The organism is Streptomyces sp. NPDC003011, assembly GCF_053591515.1.
Map to the genome: position 1 here is coordinate 58,362 of NZ_JBSFTY010000035.1, position 18,890 is coordinate 77,251.

At 72.6% G+C, this 18,890-nt stretch carries 21 protein-coding genes; 9 read left to right on the plus strand and 12 right to left on the minus strand.

Features of this window, described 5'->3' with window-relative positions:
• Position 1: 1 nt before the first annotated feature.
• Positions 2 to 712 carry a nucleopolyhedrovirus P10 family protein gene (locus tag ACWD0J_RS19420; protein WP_451497039.1) on the minus strand — a complete coding sequence of 237 codons (711 nt, stop codon included), beginning with the start codon at positions 710 to 712 and terminating at the stop codon, positions 2 to 4.
• A gap of 86 nt (positions 713 to 798) precedes the next feature.
• Here ACWD0J_RS19420 and ACWD0J_RS19425 point away from each other — a divergent pair, with 86 nt between their 5' ends.
• From ACWD0J_RS19425 to amaP, 5 genes are all read left to right on the plus strand, one after another.
• Positions 799 to 1,284, plus strand: a complete 486-nt coding sequence (locus ACWD0J_RS19425) for an Asp23/Gls24 family envelope stress response protein (protein WP_451497040.1) — start codon at positions 799 to 801, stop codon at positions 1,282 to 1,284.
• A 63-nt stretch (positions 1,285 to 1,347) separates the two neighbouring features.
• Positions 1,348 to 1,539: a hypothetical protein gene (locus tag ACWD0J_RS19430; protein WP_451497041.1), complete on the plus strand. Its 192-nt coding sequence runs from the start codon at positions 1,348 to 1,350 to the stop codon at positions 1,537 to 1,539.
• Entirely contained in the window at positions 1,539 to 1,922 is a 384-nt protein-coding gene (locus tag ACWD0J_RS19435; protein WP_451497042.1) for a hypothetical protein, read from the plus strand. The genes ACWD0J_RS19430 and ACWD0J_RS19435 overlap by 1 nt, the downstream gene beginning before the upstream one ends.
• Positions 1,919 to 2,584, plus strand: a complete 666-nt coding sequence (locus tag ACWD0J_RS19440) for a DUF6286 domain-containing protein (RefSeq protein WP_451497043.1) — start codon at positions 1,919 to 1,921, stop codon at positions 2,582 to 2,584. Before ACWD0J_RS19435 ends, ACWD0J_RS19440 begins: the two co-directional genes overlap by 4 nt.
• Entirely contained in the window at positions 2,581 to 3,168 is a 588-nt protein-coding gene (gene amaP, locus ACWD0J_RS19445) for an alkaline shock response membrane anchor protein AmaP (RefSeq protein ID WP_451497044.1), read from the plus strand. The genes ACWD0J_RS19440 and amaP overlap by 4 nt, the downstream gene beginning before the upstream one ends.
• Before the next feature lie 37 nt (positions 3,169 to 3,205).
• Here the strand turns inward: amaP and ACWD0J_RS19450 are convergent, their stop codons facing one another.
• The 9 genes from ACWD0J_RS19450 to ACWD0J_RS19490 form a co-directional block, all read right to left on the minus strand.
• Positions 3,206 to 3,961 (minus strand): SDR family oxidoreductase, encoded by a 756-nt coding sequence (locus ACWD0J_RS19450; protein WP_451497045.1) that lies wholly within the window; start codon positions 3,959 to 3,961, stop codon positions 3,206 to 3,208.
• 5 nt (positions 3,962 to 3,966) lie between these two features.
• Positions 3,967 to 5,751, minus strand: coding sequence for a glycoside hydrolase family 15 protein (locus ACWD0J_RS19455; protein WP_451497046.1), 1,785 nt, complete (start codon positions 5,749 to 5,751; stop codon positions 3,967 to 3,969).
• A gap of 56 nt (positions 5,752 to 5,807) precedes the next feature.
• A complete protein-coding gene (locus ACWD0J_RS19460; RefSeq protein WP_451497047.1) occupies positions 5,808 to 6,599 on the minus strand; it encodes an SURF1 family cytochrome oxidase biogenesis protein in 792 nt (263 codons plus the stop codon).
• A 49-nt stretch (positions 6,600 to 6,648) separates the two neighbouring features.
• Positions 6,649 to 6,882, minus strand: a complete 234-nt coding sequence (locus tag ACWD0J_RS19465) for a hypothetical protein (RefSeq protein WP_071528763.1) — start codon at positions 6,880 to 6,882, stop codon at positions 6,649 to 6,651.
• A gap of 79 nt (positions 6,883 to 6,961) precedes the next feature.
• A complete protein-coding gene (locus ACWD0J_RS19470; RefSeq protein WP_451497048.1) occupies positions 6,962 to 7,954 on the minus strand; it encodes a DEDDh family exonuclease in 993 nt (330 codons plus the stop codon).
• A gap of 310 nt (positions 7,955 to 8,264) precedes the next feature.
• A complete protein-coding gene (locus tag ACWD0J_RS19475) occupies positions 8,265 to 9,272 on the minus strand; it encodes a CopD family protein (protein WP_451497049.1) in 1,008 nt (335 codons plus the stop codon).
• Between the two features lie 100 nt (positions 9,273 to 9,372).
• Positions 9,373 to 10,752, minus strand: coding sequence for a CoA transferase (locus tag ACWD0J_RS19480; protein WP_451497050.1), 1,380 nt, complete (start codon positions 10,750 to 10,752; stop codon positions 9,373 to 9,375).
• Between the two features lie 129 nt (positions 10,753 to 10,881).
• Positions 10,882 to 12,447 (minus strand): S8 family peptidase, encoded by a 1,566-nt coding sequence (locus ACWD0J_RS19485; RefSeq protein ID WP_451497051.1) that lies wholly within the window; start codon positions 12,445 to 12,447, stop codon positions 10,882 to 10,884.
• Positions 12,448 to 12,566: 119 nt separating this feature from the next.
• Positions 12,567 to 14,096: a S8 family peptidase gene (locus ACWD0J_RS19490; RefSeq protein ID WP_451497052.1), complete on the minus strand. Its 1,530-nt coding sequence runs from the start codon at positions 14,094 to 14,096 to the stop codon at positions 12,567 to 12,569.
• Positions 14,097 to 14,359: 263 nt separating this feature from the next.
• Here ACWD0J_RS19490 and ACWD0J_RS19495 point away from each other — a divergent pair, with 263 nt between their 5' ends.
• From ACWD0J_RS19495 to moaA, 3 genes are all read left to right on the plus strand, one after another.
• On the plus strand, positions 14,360 to 14,716 hold the full coding sequence (locus ACWD0J_RS19495) for a DUF485 domain-containing protein (RefSeq protein ID WP_451497053.1): 357 nt from the start codon (positions 14,360 to 14,362) through the stop codon (positions 14,714 to 14,716).
• Positions 14,713 to 16,338 (plus strand): solute symporter family protein, encoded by a 1,626-nt coding sequence (locus tag ACWD0J_RS19500; protein ID WP_451497054.1) that lies wholly within the window; start codon positions 14,713 to 14,715, stop codon positions 16,336 to 16,338. Before ACWD0J_RS19495 ends, ACWD0J_RS19500 begins: the two co-directional genes overlap by 4 nt.
• Before the next feature lie 152 nt (positions 16,339 to 16,490).
• A complete protein-coding gene (moaA, locus tag ACWD0J_RS19505) occupies positions 16,491 to 17,480 on the plus strand; it encodes a GTP 3',8-cyclase MoaA (protein WP_451497055.1) in 990 nt (329 codons plus the stop codon).
• Here moaA and ACWD0J_RS19510 read toward each other — a convergent pair.
• Both ACWD0J_RS19510 and ACWD0J_RS19515 read right to left on the minus strand, forming a co-directional pair.
• Positions 17,477 to 17,698, minus strand: coding sequence for a hypothetical protein (locus ACWD0J_RS19510; RefSeq protein WP_451497056.1), 222 nt, complete (start codon positions 17,696 to 17,698; stop codon positions 17,477 to 17,479). The two genes, moaA and ACWD0J_RS19510, sit on opposite strands and share 4 nt — an antisense overlap.
• Positions 17,699 to 17,955: 257 nt before the next feature.
• Complete coding sequence (locus tag ACWD0J_RS19515) at positions 17,956 to 18,354, minus strand: DUF3099 domain-containing protein (protein WP_451497057.1); 399 nt, start codon at positions 18,352 to 18,354, stop codon at positions 17,956 to 17,958.
• 244 nt (positions 18,355 to 18,598) lie between these two features.
• Here ACWD0J_RS19515 and ACWD0J_RS19520 point away from each other — a divergent pair, with 244 nt between their 5' ends.
• Positions 18,599 to 18,877: a GlsB/YeaQ/YmgE family stress response membrane protein gene (locus ACWD0J_RS19520; RefSeq protein WP_451497058.1), complete on the plus strand. Its 279-nt coding sequence runs from the start codon at positions 18,599 to 18,601 to the stop codon at positions 18,875 to 18,877.
• Positions 18,878 to 18,890 lie beyond the last annotated feature (13 nt).

Below are 18,890 nucleotides of genomic sequence, written 5' to 3' on the forward strand. Positions count from 1 at the left end.
CTCACTCGACGGCGGTCACCAGGACCGCCACCGTCGGATGATCCGGCAGCGCCTGTTCCACCCGCCCGCGGACCTCCCGGACCACCTCCAGTGCCCGGTGGTCCGCGCCCACCGCCAGTTCCAGGCGGACGTGGCGGCGGGGCAGGGCGGTGGATCCGTGCTGCCGTTCCTCGATGTGCGCCGGGCGGCCCAGCGTGCCCGTCAGCCGGTGCACGCCCGGGACGGCCAGCGCCGTTTCGGCCGCGCGCTCCTCGTCGGCGTCCCCGCTCGCCGTGGCGGAGGCCGGTTCCGGCGCACGTACCGCACGGGGCTCCGGGTCCTGGTCCAGCAGTCCCGTCACCTTGAGGTCCACCTCCGCCACCGCCAGGCCGAGGCCCTCCGCCGCGGCCACCAGCAGGGTGCGCAGGCGGGCCGCCGTCGCCGGCAGCGGCTCGGACGCCCTGGCGGCGAACTGTGCCGTCACGAGCAGCGGGCCGGGCGGCAGGGCGCTCGGCGGCGGCGGTACGGCGGGCTCGTGCGTGTCCTGCGGATCGGCGAGCCCGATCCGCACCGAGTCCAGCCGTACCCCGCGCAGGTCCTCGGCCGCGCGCCGCAGCACCGCGCCGGCCGCCGTCTCCGCGATCCACGCGCCGTCGCGCGCGCCTCCCAGGGGCAGGAACCTGCCGAGCCGCAGCTGCTGCCGTACCGTCCGCGTCCACTCTTGCGCCGTCATTACTCCAGCCTGCCGCATCACCGGCGCGCGATCGCGTCACCGCACTTACGGTGGTCGGAGAGGACCAGCGGAAGGGACGTACGGCGATGAGTGACATGACGGAGCGGAACCGGACGCAGAACGAGAACGAGATCGAGCCGCCGGTGCAGGCCCGCAAGACGGTCAAGCGCGGCGGCGGGGACCCGGCGAGCCGGGGACGGACCACCATCGCCGACGGCGTGGTGGAGAAGATCGCCGGGATGGCCGCCCGGGACGTCGTCGGCGTGCACGCGATGGGCAGTGGGCTGAGCCGGACCTTCGGCGCCGTCCGGGACCGGGTCCCGGGCGGGGCGAAGTCGGTGACGCGCGGGGTCAAGGTCGAGGTCGGTGAGGTGCAGACCGCGCTCGACCTGGAGATCGTCGTCGACTACGGCGTGGCGATCGCGGATGTGGCCCAGGCCGTGCGGGAGAACGTCATCGCGGCGGTGGAACGGATGACCGGCCTGGAGGTCGTCGAGGTCAACATCGCGGTGAGCGACGTGAAACTGCCGGACGAAGAGGAGGACGAGGAGCCGGAGTCCCGGCTCCAGTGACGCGAACGAACCGTGACGAGTGACGAGTGTCCAGCTGACGAGCTGACGAGCTGAGGAGCGCACATGAGCATGGCCGTGGTCGGCATGATCGCCGGTATGGCGCTGGGCTTCGCCGGATACTTCGGCGGCTTCGGCGCCTTCCTGCTGGTCGCCGCCCTGGGCGCCGTCGGGTTCGTCGTCGGCCGGTTCCTGGAGGGCGATCTGGAGCTCGGCGACCTGTTCCGCACCCGTGACGAGCGGCGCGACCGGCGGTGATGACGTCCGTGGGCGGCGGAATCGGTGACATCCGCGGGCCCCTGGCCGTCGTCCCGCCGGGGGAGCGCGGCGTGACCCGGATCGCCGACCGGGTCGTCGCGAAGATCGCCGGTCGCGCGGCGCACGAGGCGCTCGGTGAACTGCCCCAGGACGCCGGGCCCCCGCACGCCACCGTCGTCGTGCACCACGAGACCGCCCGTATCCGCGTGCACCTCGAACTGGACTACCCCAGCGACATCGGCGCCCGATGCTCTCGGGTGCGTCGTCATGTCGTCGAGCGGGTAGGCGCGTTGGTGGGTATCGAGGTGCTGGAGGTCGCCGTCCAGGTGGAGCGGCTGCATCCGGCACGGGCGCACGGCCTGGCACAGGGGAGGACGCGATGAGCGAGCCCCACGGCTCCGAGGGCACCACACGACGACTGCCGGTCATCGAGAAGCCGGCCGACACCGGCGGGGAGTACGAGACTTTGCCGGTGCTCGACGGCGAGCCGGGCGAGACCGCCGGCAGCGGCCGCTTCTGGTCGGCGCGCCGTGTCCCCGCGGGGATCGTGGCGCTGCTGCTCCTGGTCGTCGCGGGCGCCTTCCTGTACGACGTCGCCGCCGTACGGGCGGACCGGGACGCCCTGTCCTGGCGCCGGCAGCTGGCCCGGCAGCTCGCCGAGCGGCCCCTGGACGACGTCTGGGTGCTGGTCGGCGCGGGCGTCGCCGCGGCCCTCGGCCTGTGGCTGGTCGTGCTGGCCGTCACCCCCGGCCTGCGCGCCGTCCTGCCGATGCGGCGCCCGCGGCCCGACGTCCGCGCCGGACTGCACCGGGCCGCGGCGGCCACGGTCCTGCGCGACCGGGCCATGGAGGTCGCCGGTGTGCAGTCCGCCCGGGTGCGGGTGGGCCGTACCCGGGCCGACGTCCGCGCCGTCTCCCACTTCCGCGAACTCGACGACGTCCGCGCCGACCTGGACGCCACGCTCGCCCACGCGGTCACCGGACTGGGCCTGGACCGGCCGCCCGCGCTGGCGGTGCGCGTGACACGACCCGGACGAAAGGGGTGAGGACCGTGCTCAGGACCCTCAACCGCGTACTGCTCGCCGTGGCCGGCCTCGTCCTCGTGCTGCTCGGCGGCTCGGTGCTCGCCGTGGGACTGGGCGCCCCGGCGCCCTCCTGGTGGATCCGCGACGGCCGGCACGACGTGCTGCTCACCGACGCCGAGCGCACCCGCTGGCGGGACGCCGGCTGGTGGTGGCCGGCCGTCCTCGCCGCACTCGCCGTCCTCGTCCTGCTCGCCCTGTGGTGGCTGACCGCGGTCCTGCGCAGGCACCGCCTGAGCGAGGTACTCGTCGACACCGGCGACGGCGAGGGCGCGCTGCTGCGGGGCCGCGCCCTGGAGGGCGTCCTGGCGAGCCAGGCAGGCGAGTTGGACGGCGTGGCCCATGCCCAGGCCCGCCTCAAGGGCCGCCCGACCGCCCCGCGGACCCGCGTGCGCCTCCAGCTGGAACCCCACGTGGACCCGGGCACGGCCCTGCACGGCCTGACGACGGGGGTCCTGGCCCACGCCCGGGACTCCGCGGGCCTCGCCTCACTCCCGGCCGAGGTCCGCCTGAACGGGGTCAGGCACCGCCCGGAAAGGGTCAGCTGAGGCATCCGAGGCGCGCGGGGCCGTCATCCGGACGCCGTCAGAATCCGTGCCGCATCCCTCCGTCGACCGGCAGCATGACCCCGGTCAGGAAGGACGCGGCCGGCGACATCAGGAACGCGGCCGTCCGCCCGAACTCCTGCGGCCTGCCGTACCGCCGCAACGGGATGCGGGACTCGTTCGCGGCCCGCGTGGCCTCCGGATCCGCGGACAGCCCGTCCAGGTGGCGCACGCGGTCCGTGTCGATGCGTCCCGGCAGCAGGCCCACCACCCGGATCCCCCGCGGCCCCAGCTCGTCGGCCAGCGACTTCGCGAACCCGGCCAGCCCCGGCCGCAGCCCGTTGGAGATCGTCAGCCCCGGAATCGGCTCGTGCACCGACCCGGACAGCACGAACCCGATGACACCCCCCGCCTCCAGCTCCGCCGCGGCCGTCCGCGCGAGCCGGACCGCCCCCAGGAACACCGACTCGAACGCCGCCTGCCACTGCTCGTCCGTGGTGTCGGCGACGAACCCCGGCGCCGGCCCCCCGACGCTGACCAGTACGCCGTCGAAGCGGCCGAAGTGCTCGCGCGCGGTCGCGATCAACCGCTCCGCCGCCTGCGGGTCGGCGTTGTCGGCGGCGGCCCCGACCGCGTTCGGCCCCAGCGCGGCGGCCGCGTCGGCGACGCTCTCCTCCTCCCGCCCCGTGACGACCACCTTCGCGCCGTCCGCGACGAGCTCACGCGCGGCGGCGTTGCCGAGGCCGCGGGTGGCCCCGGTGACGACGTACACCCGGTCCTTCAGTCCAAGATCCATGGCCGCTATCCTGCCTCGTCCGGCCCGAACAGGGCCAGGGCGGTGTTCACCAGGCCGATGTGACTGAACGCCTGCGGGACGTTCCCGAGCTGGACGTCCGCCACCGGGTCGTACTCCTCGGACAGCAGTCCCACGTCGTTGCCGAGCCCGACCAGCCGTTCGAACAGCTCCCGCGCCTCCTTCGTGCGGCCCGTCATGTGCAGGGCGTCCGCGAGCCAGAACGAGCACGCGAGGAACGTGCCCTCGCCGCCCGGCAGCCCGTCGACACCGCCCTCACCCGTGCTGTAGCGGTGCAGGAGGCCGCCGTGGCCGAGTTCGTCGCGGACCGCGTCGATGGTGCCGATCACGCGGGGGTCGTCGGGCGGGAGGAAGCCGACGCGCGGGATGAGCAGCAGCGAGGCGTCGAGCTCGCGTGAGCCGTAGTACTGGGTGAAGGTGTTCCGCTCGGGGTCGTAGCCCTTCTCGCACACCTCCCGGTGCACCTCGTCGCGCATCGCCCGCCAGCCGTCCTGGTCGCCGTGCAGCTCGGGATGGGCCTCCAGGGTGCGTACGGCACGGTCGGCGGCCACCCACACCATCACCTTCGAGTGGACGAAGTGGCGGCGGGGCCCGCGCACCTCCCACAGCCCCTCGTCCGGCTGCCGCCAGGCGGACCGCAGGAACGTCATCAGGGCGCTCTGCACCGCCCACATGTCCGCCTTGGTGGGCAGGCCGGTCTCCCGCGCCAGCGACAGCGAGTCCATCACCTCGCCGTACACGTCCAGCTGCAGCTGCTTCACCGCTCCGTTGCCGATCCGTACGGGGGCCGAGCCGGCGAAGCCGGACAGCCAGGGCAGTTCGTACTCGGGCAGCCGCCGCTCGCCCGCGAGGCCGTACATGATCTGCAGGTCCGCCGGGTCGCCGGCGACCGCGCGCAGCAGCCAGTTCCGCCAGGCCTCGGCCTCCTCCAGGTAGCCGCACGACAGCAGGGCGCCCAGGGTGAGGGTGGAGTCGCGCAGCCAGCAGAAGCGGTAGTCCCAGTTGCGCACCCCGCCGATCTCCTCGGGCAGCGAGGTGGTCGCGGCGGCCACGATGCCGCCGGTCGGCGCGTAGGTGAGGGCCTTCAGGGTGATCAGGGACCGCACGACGGCGTCCCGGTGCGGGCCGTCGTAGCGGCAACGGGACGCCCAGGCCCGCCAGTCGGTGAGGCTGTGCTCGAGTGCCTCGTACGGGTCGACGAGCGGCGGGCGGGGCTCGTGCGAGGGGTGCCAGGTGAGCACGAAGGCGACCTTCTCGCCCGCGGCGACGGTGAACTGCGCGTGGGTGCCGAAGTCCTCGCCCCAGGTGCGCACCTCGGGCTCGCTGCGCAGCCACGCCGAATCGGGTCCCGCGACGGCCACCCGGTGCCCGTCGGACCGGCGCACCCACGGCACGACCGAGCCGTAGTCGAAGCGCAGCCGCAGGGTGCTGCGCACGGTGACCTCGCCGCTGAGGCCCTCCACGACGCGTACCAGGTCGGGGGAGCGGTCCCGCTGCGGCATCAGGTCGGTGACGCGCACGCTGCCCTCGGGGGTGTCCCACTCGGTGTCGAGGACGAGGGTGTCGGGGCGGTAGGCACGCCGCGCACACCGCTCCGCGCCCTCGGGGGCGATCCGCCAGTGACCGTTGTCCTCGTCGCCGAGGAGCCGGGCGAAACAGGCGGCCGAGTCGAAGCGGGGCAGGCAGAGCCAGTCGACGGAGCCGTCCCGGCCGACCAGGGCGGCGGTCTGTTCGTCGCCGATGAGGGCGTAGTCCTCGATACGGGGGTGCATCCCGTCCGGGTTCCCGGCGGATCCGGTGACCAATCCGGGCGGACCGGAGGAGGCCGTCACACCGCCGCCGGTTGTGTCTCCGCCGGCTGCCCGGCCGCCGTCTCCCGCCGGTCGCGCAGCTCGCGCCGGACCAGGACCACCCAGCCGACCGGGACGCCGGCCGCGAACAGCCACCACTGGATCGCGTACGCGTAGTTCAGCGCGGCGTCCTCGTTGCCGGGCGCGCCGATCAGCTCCGGGGTGCCGCCCTTCGGCTCGGGCGCCGTCTGCACGACGTAGCCGCCGAGCACGTCGGCGCCGAGGCGGCGCGCCTGCTGCTCGCTGTTGATCAGCATGATCTGCCGGTCCGGCAGGCCCCTGAGGTTCTTGATGCCGCTCGCCGCGGTCGTCTCGTCGGGCATCAGCCGCCCGGTGACGGTGGTCTCGCCGCGCGGCGGGGCGGGGATCTCGGGGAACGCGGTCTGGCTCGGGCCGTTCGAGGGGATCCAGCCCCGGTTGACGAGCACGATCTTGCCGTCGGCGAGGACGAACGGGGTGAGGACGTGGAAACCGACCTCGTCGTCGGAGTTGGTGCGGCGGCGGACGACGACCTCGTCGTCGGTGTCGAAGCGGCCTATCGCGGTCACCGTGCGGTACCGCTCGGTCGTGGTGATGGTGTGTCCCGGGGTGGTCAGCGTCTCCACGGGGACCGGCTCGGCGGACAGCGCGTCGGCGACCAGCTGGTTGCGGGCGGTGCGCTCGTCGTAGCGGTGCATCTGCCAGATGCCCAGCCTGATCATCGTGGGGATGAGGAGGAGGGCGACCAGCGTGAGGATCACCCACTGCCGGGACAACAGGAAGCGGTACACCCCACGACGGTACAACTCGGTCGTGGGGTGTCCGGAGGTGGGGGCCGCTTCAGACCTTGTCGACGATGCCCGCCCTTCCCTCCGCGCGGGCGCAGTGGGCACCGCAGTACCAGTGGCCCTCGACCTCGACGCCCTGGCCGATGATCTGCACCCGGCAGTGCTCGCAGATGGGTGCCATGCGGTGGATCGCGCAGGAGAAGCAGTCGAAGACGTGCACCGCGCCCTGCGCGTGCACCTCGAAGGTCATTCCGTAGTTGTTGCCACATACTTCGCAGGTCGCCATGGGCCACAGGGTGAGCCGTCGGCGGCGTGCGGGCGTGCCGGCGCCGGGCGAGTCGCCCGGCAATCACCCGTCCGTACGGTCACCGCTCGGACGCCGGTTCGACATCCCCGAGCAACTGCCCGAACGCCGCCTCGTCGACCACCGGCGTGCCGAACTGCCGGGCCTTGACCACTTTCGACGTGCCCGAGTCCGGGTCGTTGGTGACGAGCAGGCTGGTCAGCCGGGAGATGCTGGTGGCGACATGCAGACCGGCCTCGACCGCGCGGTCCTCCAGCAGCTCGCGCTCGACGGAGGTGTCCCCGGAGAACGCGATCCGCATGCCCTGTTTGAGTCGTCCGCCCGCTTCGTAGCGGCCCGGGTTGGGGTAGGGGCAGGCCGGCCTCTTGCGGGCGGGGCGCCACCCGCCCGCCCGGTGGCCGCCGTACCCGGACCCCGCCTGCTGCCCGATCCGGGGCACCGGGCGGTCCGACCACTCGGTCAGCGGCCGGCACTCGTGCAGCGGCAGCCGTACGCCGCCCGCGGCCGCGGCCCGCAGGCTCGGCCGGAACGCCTCCGCCAGCACGCGCGCGTCGTCCAGCGCGTGGTGCGCCCGCTGCTGGACGACGCCGAAGTGCGCCGCCAGGGTCTCCAGCTTGTGGTTGGGCAGCGGCAGGCCCAGCTCCTTGGAGAGCGCGATGGTGCACAGCCGCTGCCGCACCGGTGCCTCGCGCTGCGCGCGCGCGTACTCCCGGGCGATCATCTGCCAGTCGAAGACCGCGTTGTGCGCGACGAGCACCCGGCCGTCGAGGCGGGCCGAGAACTCCTCGGCGATGTCACCGAAAAGGGGCGCGCCCGCCAGCACGTCGCTCGTCAGGCCGTGGATCCACACCGGGCCCGGGTCGCGCTGCGGGTTGACCAGCGTGTACCAGTGGTCCTCGACCTCGCCGTGCGCGTCCAGACGGTAGACGGCCGCGGAAATGATCCGGTCGTCGCGGGCCAGGCCGGTGGTCTCCACGTCAACGACCGCGTATCCCTGGGGATACACGGTCGGCCACCCGGTGGCGGGGGACACTGCGGTGCGGTCTTCGAGCATGGTTCATGAGGATACGGGCCGCGACTGACAGTGCCGTCCCGTACCCGTCCGTCAGGTACCGCGCCTCGTCCGCGTGTTCGCGTGCCGAGCACTGTCGCGTGCCGAAGTCCCGTGACCGGGCGGGCGGTTCGGACCGTGCGGTGGCCGCCGTCCGGTTGACGGAAGGTGAGCGCCGCGGGCGCACGGGCGCGTGGAGCTCAACGCCGGCCCGGACGGACCCGGCCACCCGTGGCACGCGGCGGGGTGGCTGCCGGGGACGGCGGGCGTGTGGGGGCGGCCCGGCCGTGCTCCACCGCGCCCTGGTGCGGGCTCACCACCTGATCGGCAGCGGCAACGCCGTCAGTACCCCCGACACCGCGACCACCAGCCCCAGCGCGACGACCTCCGCGCGCGCGGGGGAGCAGGCGGTCAGCGGGTCGGCCGCGCGGCCGAGCCGGATCCGCGCCCACAGCGCGAGAGCGGCGACGGCGGCCACGAGGAGCACCTTGGCGAGCAGGGCGCGCCCGTACGCCGTCGTCGTCAGCTGGTCCAGGAACGGGCCCGACGGCATGCGGCGGAGCGAACTCCACACCCCGGTCGCCGTGATGGCGGCGAGCAGAACGGCCGCCACGCGCGCGTAGAGCCCGAGCAGGGCCGCGCCCGCCGCCGGGGAACGCCAGTGCCGCAGGGTGCGCAGCGCGTACACCAGGCCGCCCGTCCACAGGGCCGCGCACGTCAGGTGAACCAGCGTCAGCCCGGACCCGAGCAGTGCGCCGTCCTCGGTCGCGGGGTGCGCCCGCAGGGCCTCCGCCACGACCACCGCGGCCAGCGGCCAGACCTGGGTGGCCGGGCGGCGCGAGAGGGCGCACAGGCCGGCCGCGAGGAACGCGTTGACCTCCATCAGCGCCAGCTTGCCCTCGCGCGACTCGTACAGACCGCCGACGTCGATCGCGGCGACGCTGTCCGGCACGAGGTTGCCGGTGGCCACGACCGACGCGAGTCCGAGGGCGGCGAGGAAACCGGCGCCGGCCGCGTACGGAGCCCAGTCGCGGGGCGCGGCCCGGGGAGCGCCGGGCACGGCACGGGCCAGCCCGCGCACGAACAGCTCGCCCACCGGGACGCTGAGCGCCGCGAACAGGACGGTGCGCAGCAGCGCGATGCCGCCGGCGCCGGGCGCGGCGGCCTCCCCGGTGCCGTGCAGCGCGGCGGACGGCCCGAGCAGCGGGATCAGCGCGCCCAGGGCCACCAGGGCGAGAAGAGCGACGGCCCGGCCCGTGCCGGGAGGGCGCCCGGGGCCGCTCGCGTCGGCCACCTCGGTGGTCGGTCGTATCAACGTCACCTCACGATCTTCACCAGCCGCGACAGAACCGGGCAAGTCCTGGAAAACGACCGGCGGAACACCCTTGCGCCCCTTTGTACGGTTCCGGCCCCGCCGTCACTCAGCTCCAGCGCGGCGCATCCGCCCCCCAGGGCGCCGGCGGCCGCGTCCAGTCGAGTGGCCCGCCCGCGAAGGAGACGGGCGGACGGGCGTACCGCAGCCGCCCGAGCGCACTGTCCCTCTCGGCCAGCCAGGGACCGGCCCCGTCGTACGCCGCGTCCTCGGTGCCGTCGCCCTCGACACCGCTCATCAGCCACTGCGCCGTCCGTGCCAGGGCCAGCCGCACCGACCGGCTGCCGCCCTCGTCCGACTGCTCGGTCAGCGCCCGCAGCACGGCCGCCGCCAGCAGATACCCCGTCCCGTGGTCCAGCGCCTGCGCCGGCAGCGCGCCGGGCCGCTGAACCGATCCCTCCGCCGCGGCGATCCCGGTCGCCGCCTGCACCAGGCTGTCGAACCCGCGCCGCCCGCCCCACGGCCCGTACGCGCCCCACGCCGACAGCTGCGCCACGACCACCCCCGGCCGCCGCTCGGCCAACGCCTGCGGTGACAGGCCGAACCGGTCCAGGCACCCCGGCCGGTAGCCGGTGACGACCACGTCCGCCGCCGCGAGCAGTTCCTCGAAGGTCCGTCGGCCGGCCGCGAGGTCGAGGGTCGCCGACCGTTTCCCGAAGCCCGTGTCGGCGTGCTGGTCGGGAAGTTCGGGCCACCGGGGGGCGTCCACGCGCAGCACGTCGGCGCCCAGCAGGGCGAGCGTGCGGGTGGCGACCGGTCCCGCGACGACCCGGGTCAGGTCCAGGACGCGCAGCCCGGCGGCGGGCAGGAGAGGAGCACGGCCGCCGTCCAGCGGGGCCAGCACGCGCGCGGGCGCGGAGTCCAGCCGCGCGCGTTCCACCAGTGGCCGTCCGGCCACCGCCGCTCCCTGCTCGTGCGCGGCCCACTCCTCGGGCGTGCGCAGCGCGACGGCGAGGCCGCCGGCCGCGTACACGCTCTCCTCGACCTCCGCGGCGGACCGCTCGGCGAGCGCCGACTCCACGGCCGCCGCGGCGCCCTCGCCCTCCGGCACGCCCAACGCGCCCAGCAGCCGGGCCCGGTGATGCGGATAGTTCGCGTGGGTGCGCACCCATCCGTCCGTCGTCCGCCAGAACCGGGACAGCGGCGCGAAGGTGACCGGCGCCCGCCCGTCGACCCGCAGCTGCCGCTCGCTGGCGAACGCGGTCGCGACGGCCCCGTCGTCCACCCGCACCCCGGGCACGACCGCCGGGCGGACCCGCCGCGCCGCGAGCTCGGCGGCGGCCAGCGCGCACGCGCCCACGCAGGCCCGCGCCAGCTCCCGTACGGGAAGGCGCCCCTGAAGAGCGCCCTCCCGCACCACGGCCGACACAGCGGGAAGCAGGGCGGGATCGCCGCCCACGGCGGACCAGGCGGACGCGATTCCAGTCATGACCGCACTATGCGGTATTGACTGAATCAACAGATGAGTCCGCGCTCACCCGTCGTGACCGCCGTTGATCTATGTCGATCCACGTCGATCCACGTCGATCTACGTTGATCTGCGTTGATCTGCGTTGATCTACCTCGTGACCGCGTCCAGCGCGTCCGCGGTGCCCCAGCCGTAGAAGCCGTTGCGGTTCTTCGGTCCCTCGCACACCGCGTCGATCTTGCCGTCGCTGTTGATGTCGTACGGGTCCGTGCACGGCGTGGCGTCCGCCTCGGCGTACAGCAGGGCCTTCACCAGGGCCGGCGAGGCGTACGGGTGCGTCGACTTGATCAACGCGGCGACGGCCGCGACGTGCGGGCTCGCCATCGACGTACCGGCCATGTAGCCCCACTTGCCGCCGGGCAGCGTGCCCAGGATCAGACCGCTGGTCGCGGGCGGCGCCGGCGTCTGGTAGGCCGTCGAGTCGCCACCGGGCGCGGCGATGTCGACGACCCCGAGGCCGTAGTTGGAGAAGGACGACTTGATGCCCTTGGCGCCGGTCGCCGCGACCGTCACGACACCCGGAAGCTGGGTCGGTATGTCGAGGCACTCCGACGGGTCGATCACCCGGTCCGAGGGCGTCGCGTCGTTCGGCGAGACCGGGTCGGTGATCTCGTCGGCCGCGAGGTCGTAGTTCTCGTTGCCGGCCGCGGCGACATTGACCGCGCCCTTCTTCTCCGCGTACTTCGAGGCCCGGGAGACGGCGTCCACGAGCGCCTTCTGGTCCGGGTCGTTCTTGCAGTTGAAGTACCAGGGGTCGGTGTAATAGCTGTTGTTGGTGACCTCGACGCCGTGCGTGGCCGCCCACATGAAGCCGCAGACCACGGCCTCCGTGTAGAAGTAGCCGGCGGTCGTCGACACCTTGATGCCGGACACCTTCACGCCGGGCGCGACCCCCGTCATGCCGACGCCGTTCTTGGCGGCCGCGATCTCACCCGCCACATGCGTGCCGTGCGGGCTCTCGGACGCGCTCGGCCGCCAGGCCCCGTCGGTCGTGTCCGGCTTGCCCGTCACACAGTTGACCGACGCGGCCCGGTCGAAGTTCGGCGCGATGTCCGGGTGCGTGTCGTCGACACCGGTGTCGATCACGGCGACCGTCACCTTGCTGCTGCCCAGCGACTTCTCGTGCGCCTTGTCCGCCTTGATCGCCGGCAGGTCCCACTGAAGGGACTCCAGCGGGTCCTGCGCGGCGGTGGCGTCGGCCCGGGCGTCGGCGGCCTCCGCCGCGCTGAGCACCTTCGGCGCGCCCAGATCGGTCGTCGACTGCGCGGGCAGCGGCGCGTTGCGGGTGTTGCCCGCCGAGTCGACCCCGCGGATCGTGCGGATCGTCTTGGCGAAGTCCGGGTTCGACGAGTGGACGACGATCACGCCGATCTGGTCGTACGACGTCACGATCGTGCCGCCGGCCTCGGCGATGGCCTTCTTCACCTGTGCGGAAGGCCCGTGCCCGGGGCGGACGTTGACGACGTAGCTGAGCGCGGTCGCGTCCGCCCCCGCGGCCGGGGCGAGGATGTCGTTCACGGCGCCGGTGACACCGGCCACGGTGCCGGGCACGTCGGCCGCGGCGGCCGGGTGGGGCAGGAACGCCACAGCCGTGGCCATGGCCATGCCGAGCGGAACGGTGAGCGCGCGCCGGTGGCGCGGGTGAGGCCCTGTCATGGTGGAAGATTCTCCAGTTCGTTCGGGATACGAGCGGACCGTGCGGGAGGTCGGGAAGCCCTGCGGGCGGGCGGGCGGGCGGGCAGGTGGGCGGGCCGGTGGGAGGGCCGGGCGCCGGGTTACTTCACCGCGCGCAGCGCGTTGACGATGCCGTACCCGTAGAAGCCGTTGACCCGCTCGCCGCCCTCGCACACCGCGTCCGGCGTGCCGTCACCGTCCTGGTCGTACGACGCGGGGCAGCCGGGGTTGTCGGCCTGGGCCTTCAGCAGCGCCTGGAGCCGGGCCGGGGTGGCGTGCGGGTGCGTCGACTTCAGCAGCGCGGCGACACCGGCGGCGTGCGGCGAGGCCATCGACGTGCCCTGGAGGAAGGCGTACTCGCCGTTCGGCATCGTCGACAGGATGCGGCCGTTCTTCGACGGCGTGTCCGGTATCTGGTACAGCCGGTCGCCGCCCGGCGCCGCGACGTCGACCACGCCCTTGCCGTAGGTCGAGTAGTACGACTTGAGGTTCTTGACGCCCGTCGCGCTGACCGTGACGACACCCGGCAGCTGCGTCGGCACGTCGAAGCACTCGTGCGGGTCGATGGTCCGGGTCACCGGCGTGGAGTCGTCGGGGCTGGAGTCGTCGACGATCGCGTCGGAGTCCAGGTCGTGGTTGGAGTTGCCCGCCGAGGCCACGTTGAGCGTGCCCTTCTTCTGGGCGTACAGCTGGGCCCTGTTGACCGCGTCGACGATCGCCTTCTGATCGGGGTCGTCCATGCAGTTGTACAGCCACGGGTCGACGTAGTAGCTGTTGTTCGTGATCTCCACGCCGTGGTCGGCGGCGAACACGAAGGCGCACACGACGCTCTCCGGGTAGAAGAGGCCGTTGTCGGGGTCGCTCACCTTGATGCCGGACACCTTGACGCCGGGGGCCACTCCGGCGACGCCGATGCCGTTGCGGGCCGCGGCGATCTCACCGGCCACGTGCGTGCCGTGGTAGTCCTCCGCGGTGTACGGGCGCCAGGCACCCGCGCTGGTGTCCGCCACCCCGCCGACGCAGTTGGCCGACTGGGACGCGGAGAAGTTCGGGGCGAGGTCCGGGTGGGTGTCGTCGACACCGGTGTCGATCACGGCGACGGTCACCTTGCGGCTGCCCGGGTTGATCTTCGCCGCCTGGTCGGCGCCGATCGCGCGCAGGTCCCACTGGTCGGCCTCCAGCGGCTCACTGTCCGGCGTGGCGGCGGAGGCGTTCGCGGCCTTCGCGGCCTGCTCCTTCGACAGGAACTGCGCCGCGCCCTCGTCCGTCGTCCCCGCGGCGGTCAGCGGCGTGGTGCGCGTGGCCCCCGCCGACCACACCCCGCGGACCGCCCGCATCTGCCGGGCGAAGTCGGGGTTCGAGGAGTGGACGACGATCACGCCGATCTTCTCGTACGTGGTCACGACCGTGCCGCCGGCCGCCGGGACGGCCTTCTCCACCGCGGCGATCGTGCGGTGGTCCACCTTGGTGTTGACGACGTACGCCAGGTTCGGCGCGTCCGCCGTCCGCACGGCGCTCTCCGTGCCCGGGGCGGCCGACGCGACCGCCGGCAGGAAACCGAGCGAGGCCGTCAGCGACAGCGCGACGGGTACCGCGAGGGCCAGGCGGCGTCTGGAACGCAGATGAGGCATGGGGTCTCCACATTCATCCGGAAAACGAAACCGGCCCGAGGCGCAGGTGACTGCTCGGGCAGGTACATGACGGGTGGTGCAGGCCCGAAGCTATCTGCCGAAGTCGCTGGCCAGCAATGACTTACCCGAGGTGACTTCGGAAAGACGCCCTCGTTGTTGAACCGGCCCTCGCGCGCCGCCGTGACCTTGAGCAGGGAGCGCGAGGACACTCGCCCCCCATCCCCGTCACAACCGCATCCGCATCCGCACCGCGAGGAGACTCCGTGGCCACCGACACACCGCCACCCTCGAAAGAACAGCACCGGCTCCCTTCACCCGAGGAGTTCACCGAGGTGCACGAGAGCGCGGAGTTCGGTGAACTGCGCCGCTCCTACCGCACGTTCGCCTTCCCGCTCACCATCGGCTTCATCGCCTGGTACCTGCTCTACGTCCTGCTGTCCAACTACGCGGGCGGCTTCATGGGCACCAAGCTCTTCGGCAACATCAACGTCGCCTTCGTCTTCGGCATCGCCCAGTTCCTCACCACGTTCCTCATCGCCTGGTGGTACTCGCGGCACGCCGCCGCCAAGCTCGACCCCAAGGCCGAGGCCATCAAGTCCCGAATGGAGGGCGGCGCATGAGCCCCGCACAGCAGACCTTCCTCGCCGCGGGGGAGGCCAGCGAGCACCGGCCGCTGATCATCTCCCTGTTCGCGGTCTTCGTCGTCGCGACGCTCGTCATCACGGTCTGGGCGGGCCGCCAGACCAAGGACGCCGCCGACTTCTACGCGGGCGGCCGCCAGTTCAGCGCCTTCCAGAACGGCCTCGCGGTCTCCGGCGACTACATGTCGGCCGCGTCCTTCCTCGGCATCGCCGGCGCCATCGCCCTCTTCGGGTACGACGGCTTCCTCTACTCCATCGGCTTCCTGGTCGCCTGGCTGGTGGCGCTGCTCCTGGTGGCGGAGCCGCTGCGCAACTCCGGGCGCTACACCATGGGTGACGTGCTGGCGTACCGCATGCGCCAGCGCCCGGTCCGCACGGCGGCCGGCACCTCCACCATCGTCGTCTCGATCTTCTACCTGCTGGCCCAGATGGCGGGCGCGGGCGTCCTGGTCTCCCTGCTGCTCGGCATCACCTCCGACGCCGGCAAGATCCTCATCGTCGCCCTCGTGGGCGTCCTGATGATCGTGTACGTCTCCATCGGCGGCATGAAGGGCACCACCTGGGTCCAGATGGTCAAGGCCGTGCTGCTCATCACCGGCACCATCCTGATCACCTTCCTGGTGCTGCTGAAGTTCAACTTCAACATCTCCGACCTGCTCGGCACCGCCGCCGAGAACAGCGGCAAGGGCACCGCCTTCCTGGAGCCCGGCCTCCAGTACGGCGCGACCGGCACCACCAAGCTGGACTTCATCTCCCTCGGCATCGCCCTGGTGCTCGGCACCGCCGGCCTGCCGCACATCCTGATCCGCTTCTACACGGTGCCCAACGCCAAGGCCGCCCGGAAGTCCGTGAACTGGGCCATCGGCATCATCGGCGGCTTCTACCTGATGACCATCGCCCTCGGCTTCGGTGCCGCGGCGCTGATCTCGCAGGAAGAGATCATCGAGTCCAACCCGTCCGGCAACACGGCGGCCCCCCTGCTCGCCCTCCACCTCGGCGGCGTCGACTCCGCCTGGGGCGCCATCCTGCTCGCCGTGATCTCGGCGGTGGCCTTCGCGACGATCCTCGCCGTGGTCGCCGGCCTCACCCTGGCCTCGTCGTCGTCCTTCGCGCACGACATCTACGCCAATGTCATCAAGAAGGGCAAGGCCACCGAGAAGCAGGAGATGAGGGCGGCCCGGCTGGCGACCATCGGCATCGGCGCCGCCTCCATCCTGCTGGGCGCCCTCGCCCGCGACCTGAACGTCGCCGGCCTCGTCGCCCTCGCCTTCGCGGTCGCGGCCTCCGCCAACCTGCCGACGATCCTCTACAGCCTGTTCTGGAAGCGGTTCACCACCCAGGGCGCCCTGTGGTCGATCTACGGCGGCCTCGTCGTGGCCGTCGGCCTGGTGCTGTTCTCGCCGGTCGTCTCGGGCGACCCCAAGGCGATGTTCCCCGGCGTCGACTTCGCCTGGTTCCCGCTGAAGAACCCGGGCATCATCTCGATCCCGTTCGGCTTCCTGATGGGCTGGCTCGGCACGGTCCTGTCCAAGGAGGAGCCCGACACCGCCAAGTTCGCGGAGCTGGAGGTGCGGTCCCTGACCGGCACCGGCGCGCACTGAGCCCGCCGCCCGGACACGCCACCGCGGCCGCGTCGTAGATCCCTACGACGCGGCCGCGTCCTGTCCCGTGGGATCGGGCCCTGGCGATGTCAGCGGGGTCGCGTAGGCTCACAGGTGTCGGAAGACCTGTGATCCGAGAGGGAGGGGGCCGCATGCTCATCGACACCTACGGCCGGGTGGCCACCGACCTGAGGGTCTCGCTGACCGACCGGTGCAACCTGCGGTGCACCTACTGCATGCCCGAGGAGGGCCTGCAGTGGCTGGCCAAGCCGGACCTGCTCACGGACGACGAGATCGTCCGCCTGATCGACATCGCCGTCACCTCCCTCGGCATCGAGGAGGTCCGCTTCACCGGCGGCGAACCGCTGCTGCGCCCCGGCCTGGTCGGCATCGTCGAGCGGGTCGCGGCCCTTGAGCCGCGCCCCCAGATGTCCCTCACCACCAACGGCATCGGCCTCAAGCGCACCGCGACCGCCCTGAAGGCGGCCGGCCTGGACCGGGTCAACGTCTCCCTGGACACCCTGCGTCCGGACGTCTTCAAGACCCTCACCCGCCGGGACCGCCACCAGGACGTCATCGCCGGCCTGGACGCCGCCCGGGACGCCGGCCTGACCCCGGTCAAGGTCAACGCGGTCCTGATGCCGGGCCTCAACGAGGACGAGGCCCCCGACCTGCTGGCCTGGGCGGTGGAACACGACTACGAACTGCGCTTCATCGAGCAGATGCCCCTGGACGCCCAGCACGGCTGGAAGCGCGACGGAATGATCACCGCGGGCGACATCCTCGCCTCCCTGCGCACCCGCTTCGAGCTCACCGAGGAGGGGTCCGGCGAGCGGGGCTCGGCCCCCGCCGAGCGCTGGCTCGTCGACGGCGGCCCGCACCGCGTCGGGGTCATCGCCTCCGTCACCCGCCCGTTCTGCGCGGCCTGCGACCGCACCCGCCTGACGGCCGACGGCCAGGTACGCACCTGCCTGTTCGCCCGCGAGGAGACCGACCTGCGCGCGGCCCTGCGCTCCGGCGCCCCCGACGAGGAGATCGCCCGCGTCTGGCGCCTGGCCATGTGGGGCAAGAAGGCGGGCGCCGGCCTGGACGACCCGTCGTTCGTCCAGCCGGACCGGCCGATGTCGGCGATCGGCGGCTAGGCCGTGGCGTCGGGAGCCTCCCACTCCGCCAGCAGGACGACATCCTTCAGGAACCCCCGCACACCGAGGAACTGCGACAGGTGCTCCCGGTGCTCCTCGCAGGCCAGCCAGGTCTTGCGCCGCTCTGGCGAGTGGAGCTTCGGGTTGTTCCACGCGAGCACCCACACGGCGTCGGCGCGGCAGCCCTTGGCGGAGCAGATCGGGGTCTCGTCACTCACAGGTTCGTCTCACAGGAACGGTGCGCACGCGCGCTGAGCGCGACGGAAAAGATCGGTACAAAGGCGACGCCGAGCAGCCACGGGGGGAGCTGCCCGGCGTCGGTCCGTCGCTCCGACGGGGGATGCGGAGCGCCTACGAAGTATGTCACGGCCAGCCCGTCGCCCGGCACTGGAACAACATGATTGATCTGAGCTTTTCTTGAGCTTGGCGGGAGCCTGACTTCCGGTTACGACGCGCCCACCGGGACGCGCCATGATCACGTCCGGTGGTGCGGCTCGTGGTCCGCGCCCGCTGCCGGATCGCCCGCCACGTCCTGCGGGACGGGTTCCGCGGCGCCGCCGTCCGCGCGCGGAGGCATGATCATCGGCGGGATAGGAGCGGTCACGAACGTCGACGGCAGTGACGGCGCGTTCTCCCGCCCCGCGTTGGCGATGACCACGGCGACGTAGGGCAGGATCGCGCCGAGCACCAGGGCGACGATCGCGACGTGCCGTTCCACGTTCCAGAGCGTGAGCGCGAGGATCACCGAGAGCGTGCGGACCGTCATCGAGATGACGTACCGGCGCTGCCGTCCCCGTACGTCCTCCTGGAGGCCCGTCCGGGCTCCGGTGATCCGGAAGACCTCGGTGCTGCCACCGCCATGCTGCTTCCGCATCACATTCCACCATCCGCCCGCATCGGACCCTCTCCGCCCGTACCAGGTCCGCCTCCGGTCGAAGAACGGGATCCGGACCACTTCCACGGTACGCCCCGGCTGCGCCGTCTACGAGAGCGGGGCACCTCCGGCCTGCGCGGACATCCTCGGGCATACCGCGTACGGCGGTACCCGACATGCGGCGTAGAGCGGGCGGGCCGACACTGGGCGTAATGCTCACGTAGCGCCGTACGAGGAGGCATCCATGGGCTGGTTGTGGGCGATCATTGTGGGATTCGTGCTGGGTCTGCTCGCGAAGGCGATCATCCCCGGCAAGCAGCACAGCCCTCTCTGGCTGACCACCATCTTCGGCATTCTCGGTGCGATCGTCGGCAACGCGATCGCCCGGGCGGCCGGCGTCGAGGCCACGTCCGGCATCGACTGGATGAGGCACCTGTTCCAGCTCATCGCCGCGGTCGTCATCGTCTTCCTGGGCGACATGGCGTACATGGCGACGCTCGGCCGCAACAAGCGGAGAACCTGAGGGCCCACACGGC

Excerpts from the sequence above, each read along its gene's own strand:
- ACWD0J_RS19420 (WP_451497039.1), bottom strand. The coding sequence starts at position 712 with ATGACGGCGCAAGAGTGGACGCGGACGGTACGGCAGCAGCTGCGGCTC.
- ACWD0J_RS19425 (WP_451497040.1), top strand. The coding sequence starts at position 799 with ATGAGTGACATGACGGAGCGGAACCGGACGCAGAACGAGAACGAGATC.
- ACWD0J_RS19430 (WP_451497041.1), top strand. The coding sequence starts at position 1,348 with ATGAGCATGGCCGTGGTCGGCATGATCGCCGGTATGGCGCTGGGCTTC.
- ACWD0J_RS19435 (WP_451497042.1), top strand. The coding sequence starts at position 1,539 with ATGACGTCCGTGGGCGGCGGAATCGGTGACATCCGCGGGCCCCTGGCC.
- ACWD0J_RS19440 (WP_451497043.1), top strand. The coding sequence starts at position 1,919 with ATGAGCGAGCCCCACGGCTCCGAGGGCACCACACGACGACTGCCGGTC.
- ACWD0J_RS19450 (WP_451497045.1), bottom strand. The coding sequence starts at position 3,961 with ATGGATCTTGGACTGAAGGACCGGGTGTACGTCGTCACCGGGGCCACC.
- ACWD0J_RS19455 (WP_451497046.1), bottom strand. The coding sequence starts at position 5,751 with ATGCACCCCCGTATCGAGGACTACGCCCTCATCGGCGACGAACAGACC.
- ACWD0J_RS19465 (WP_071528763.1), bottom strand. The coding sequence starts at position 6,882 with ATGGCGACCTGCGAAGTATGTGGCAACAACTACGGAATGACCTTCGAG.
- ACWD0J_RS19470 (WP_451497048.1), bottom strand. The coding sequence starts at position 7,954 with ATGCTCGAAGACCGCACCGCAGTGTCCCCCGCCACCGGGTGGCCGACC.
- ACWD0J_RS19480 (WP_451497050.1), bottom strand. The coding sequence starts at position 10,752 with ATGACTGGAATCGCGTCCGCCTGGTCCGCCGTGGGCGGCGATCCCGCC.
- ACWD0J_RS19485 (WP_451497051.1), bottom strand. The coding sequence starts at position 12,447 with ATGACAGGGCCTCACCCGCGCCACCGGCGCGCGCTCACCGTTCCGCTC.
- ACWD0J_RS19490 (WP_451497052.1), bottom strand. The coding sequence starts at position 14,096 with ATGCCTCATCTGCGTTCCAGACGCCGCCTGGCCCTCGCGGTACCCGTC.
- ACWD0J_RS19500 (WP_451497054.1), top strand. The coding sequence starts at position 14,713 with ATGAGCCCCGCACAGCAGACCTTCCTCGCCGCGGGGGAGGCCAGCGAG.
- moaA (WP_451497055.1), top strand. The coding sequence starts at position 16,491 with ATGCTCATCGACACCTACGGCCGGGTGGCCACCGACCTGAGGGTCTCG.
- ACWD0J_RS19515 (WP_451497057.1), bottom strand. The coding sequence starts at position 18,354 with ATGCGGAAGCAGCATGGCGGTGGCAGCACCGAGGTCTTCCGGATCACC.
- ACWD0J_RS19520 (WP_451497058.1), top strand. The coding sequence starts at position 18,599 with ATGGGCTGGTTGTGGGCGATCATTGTGGGATTCGTGCTGGGTCTGCTC.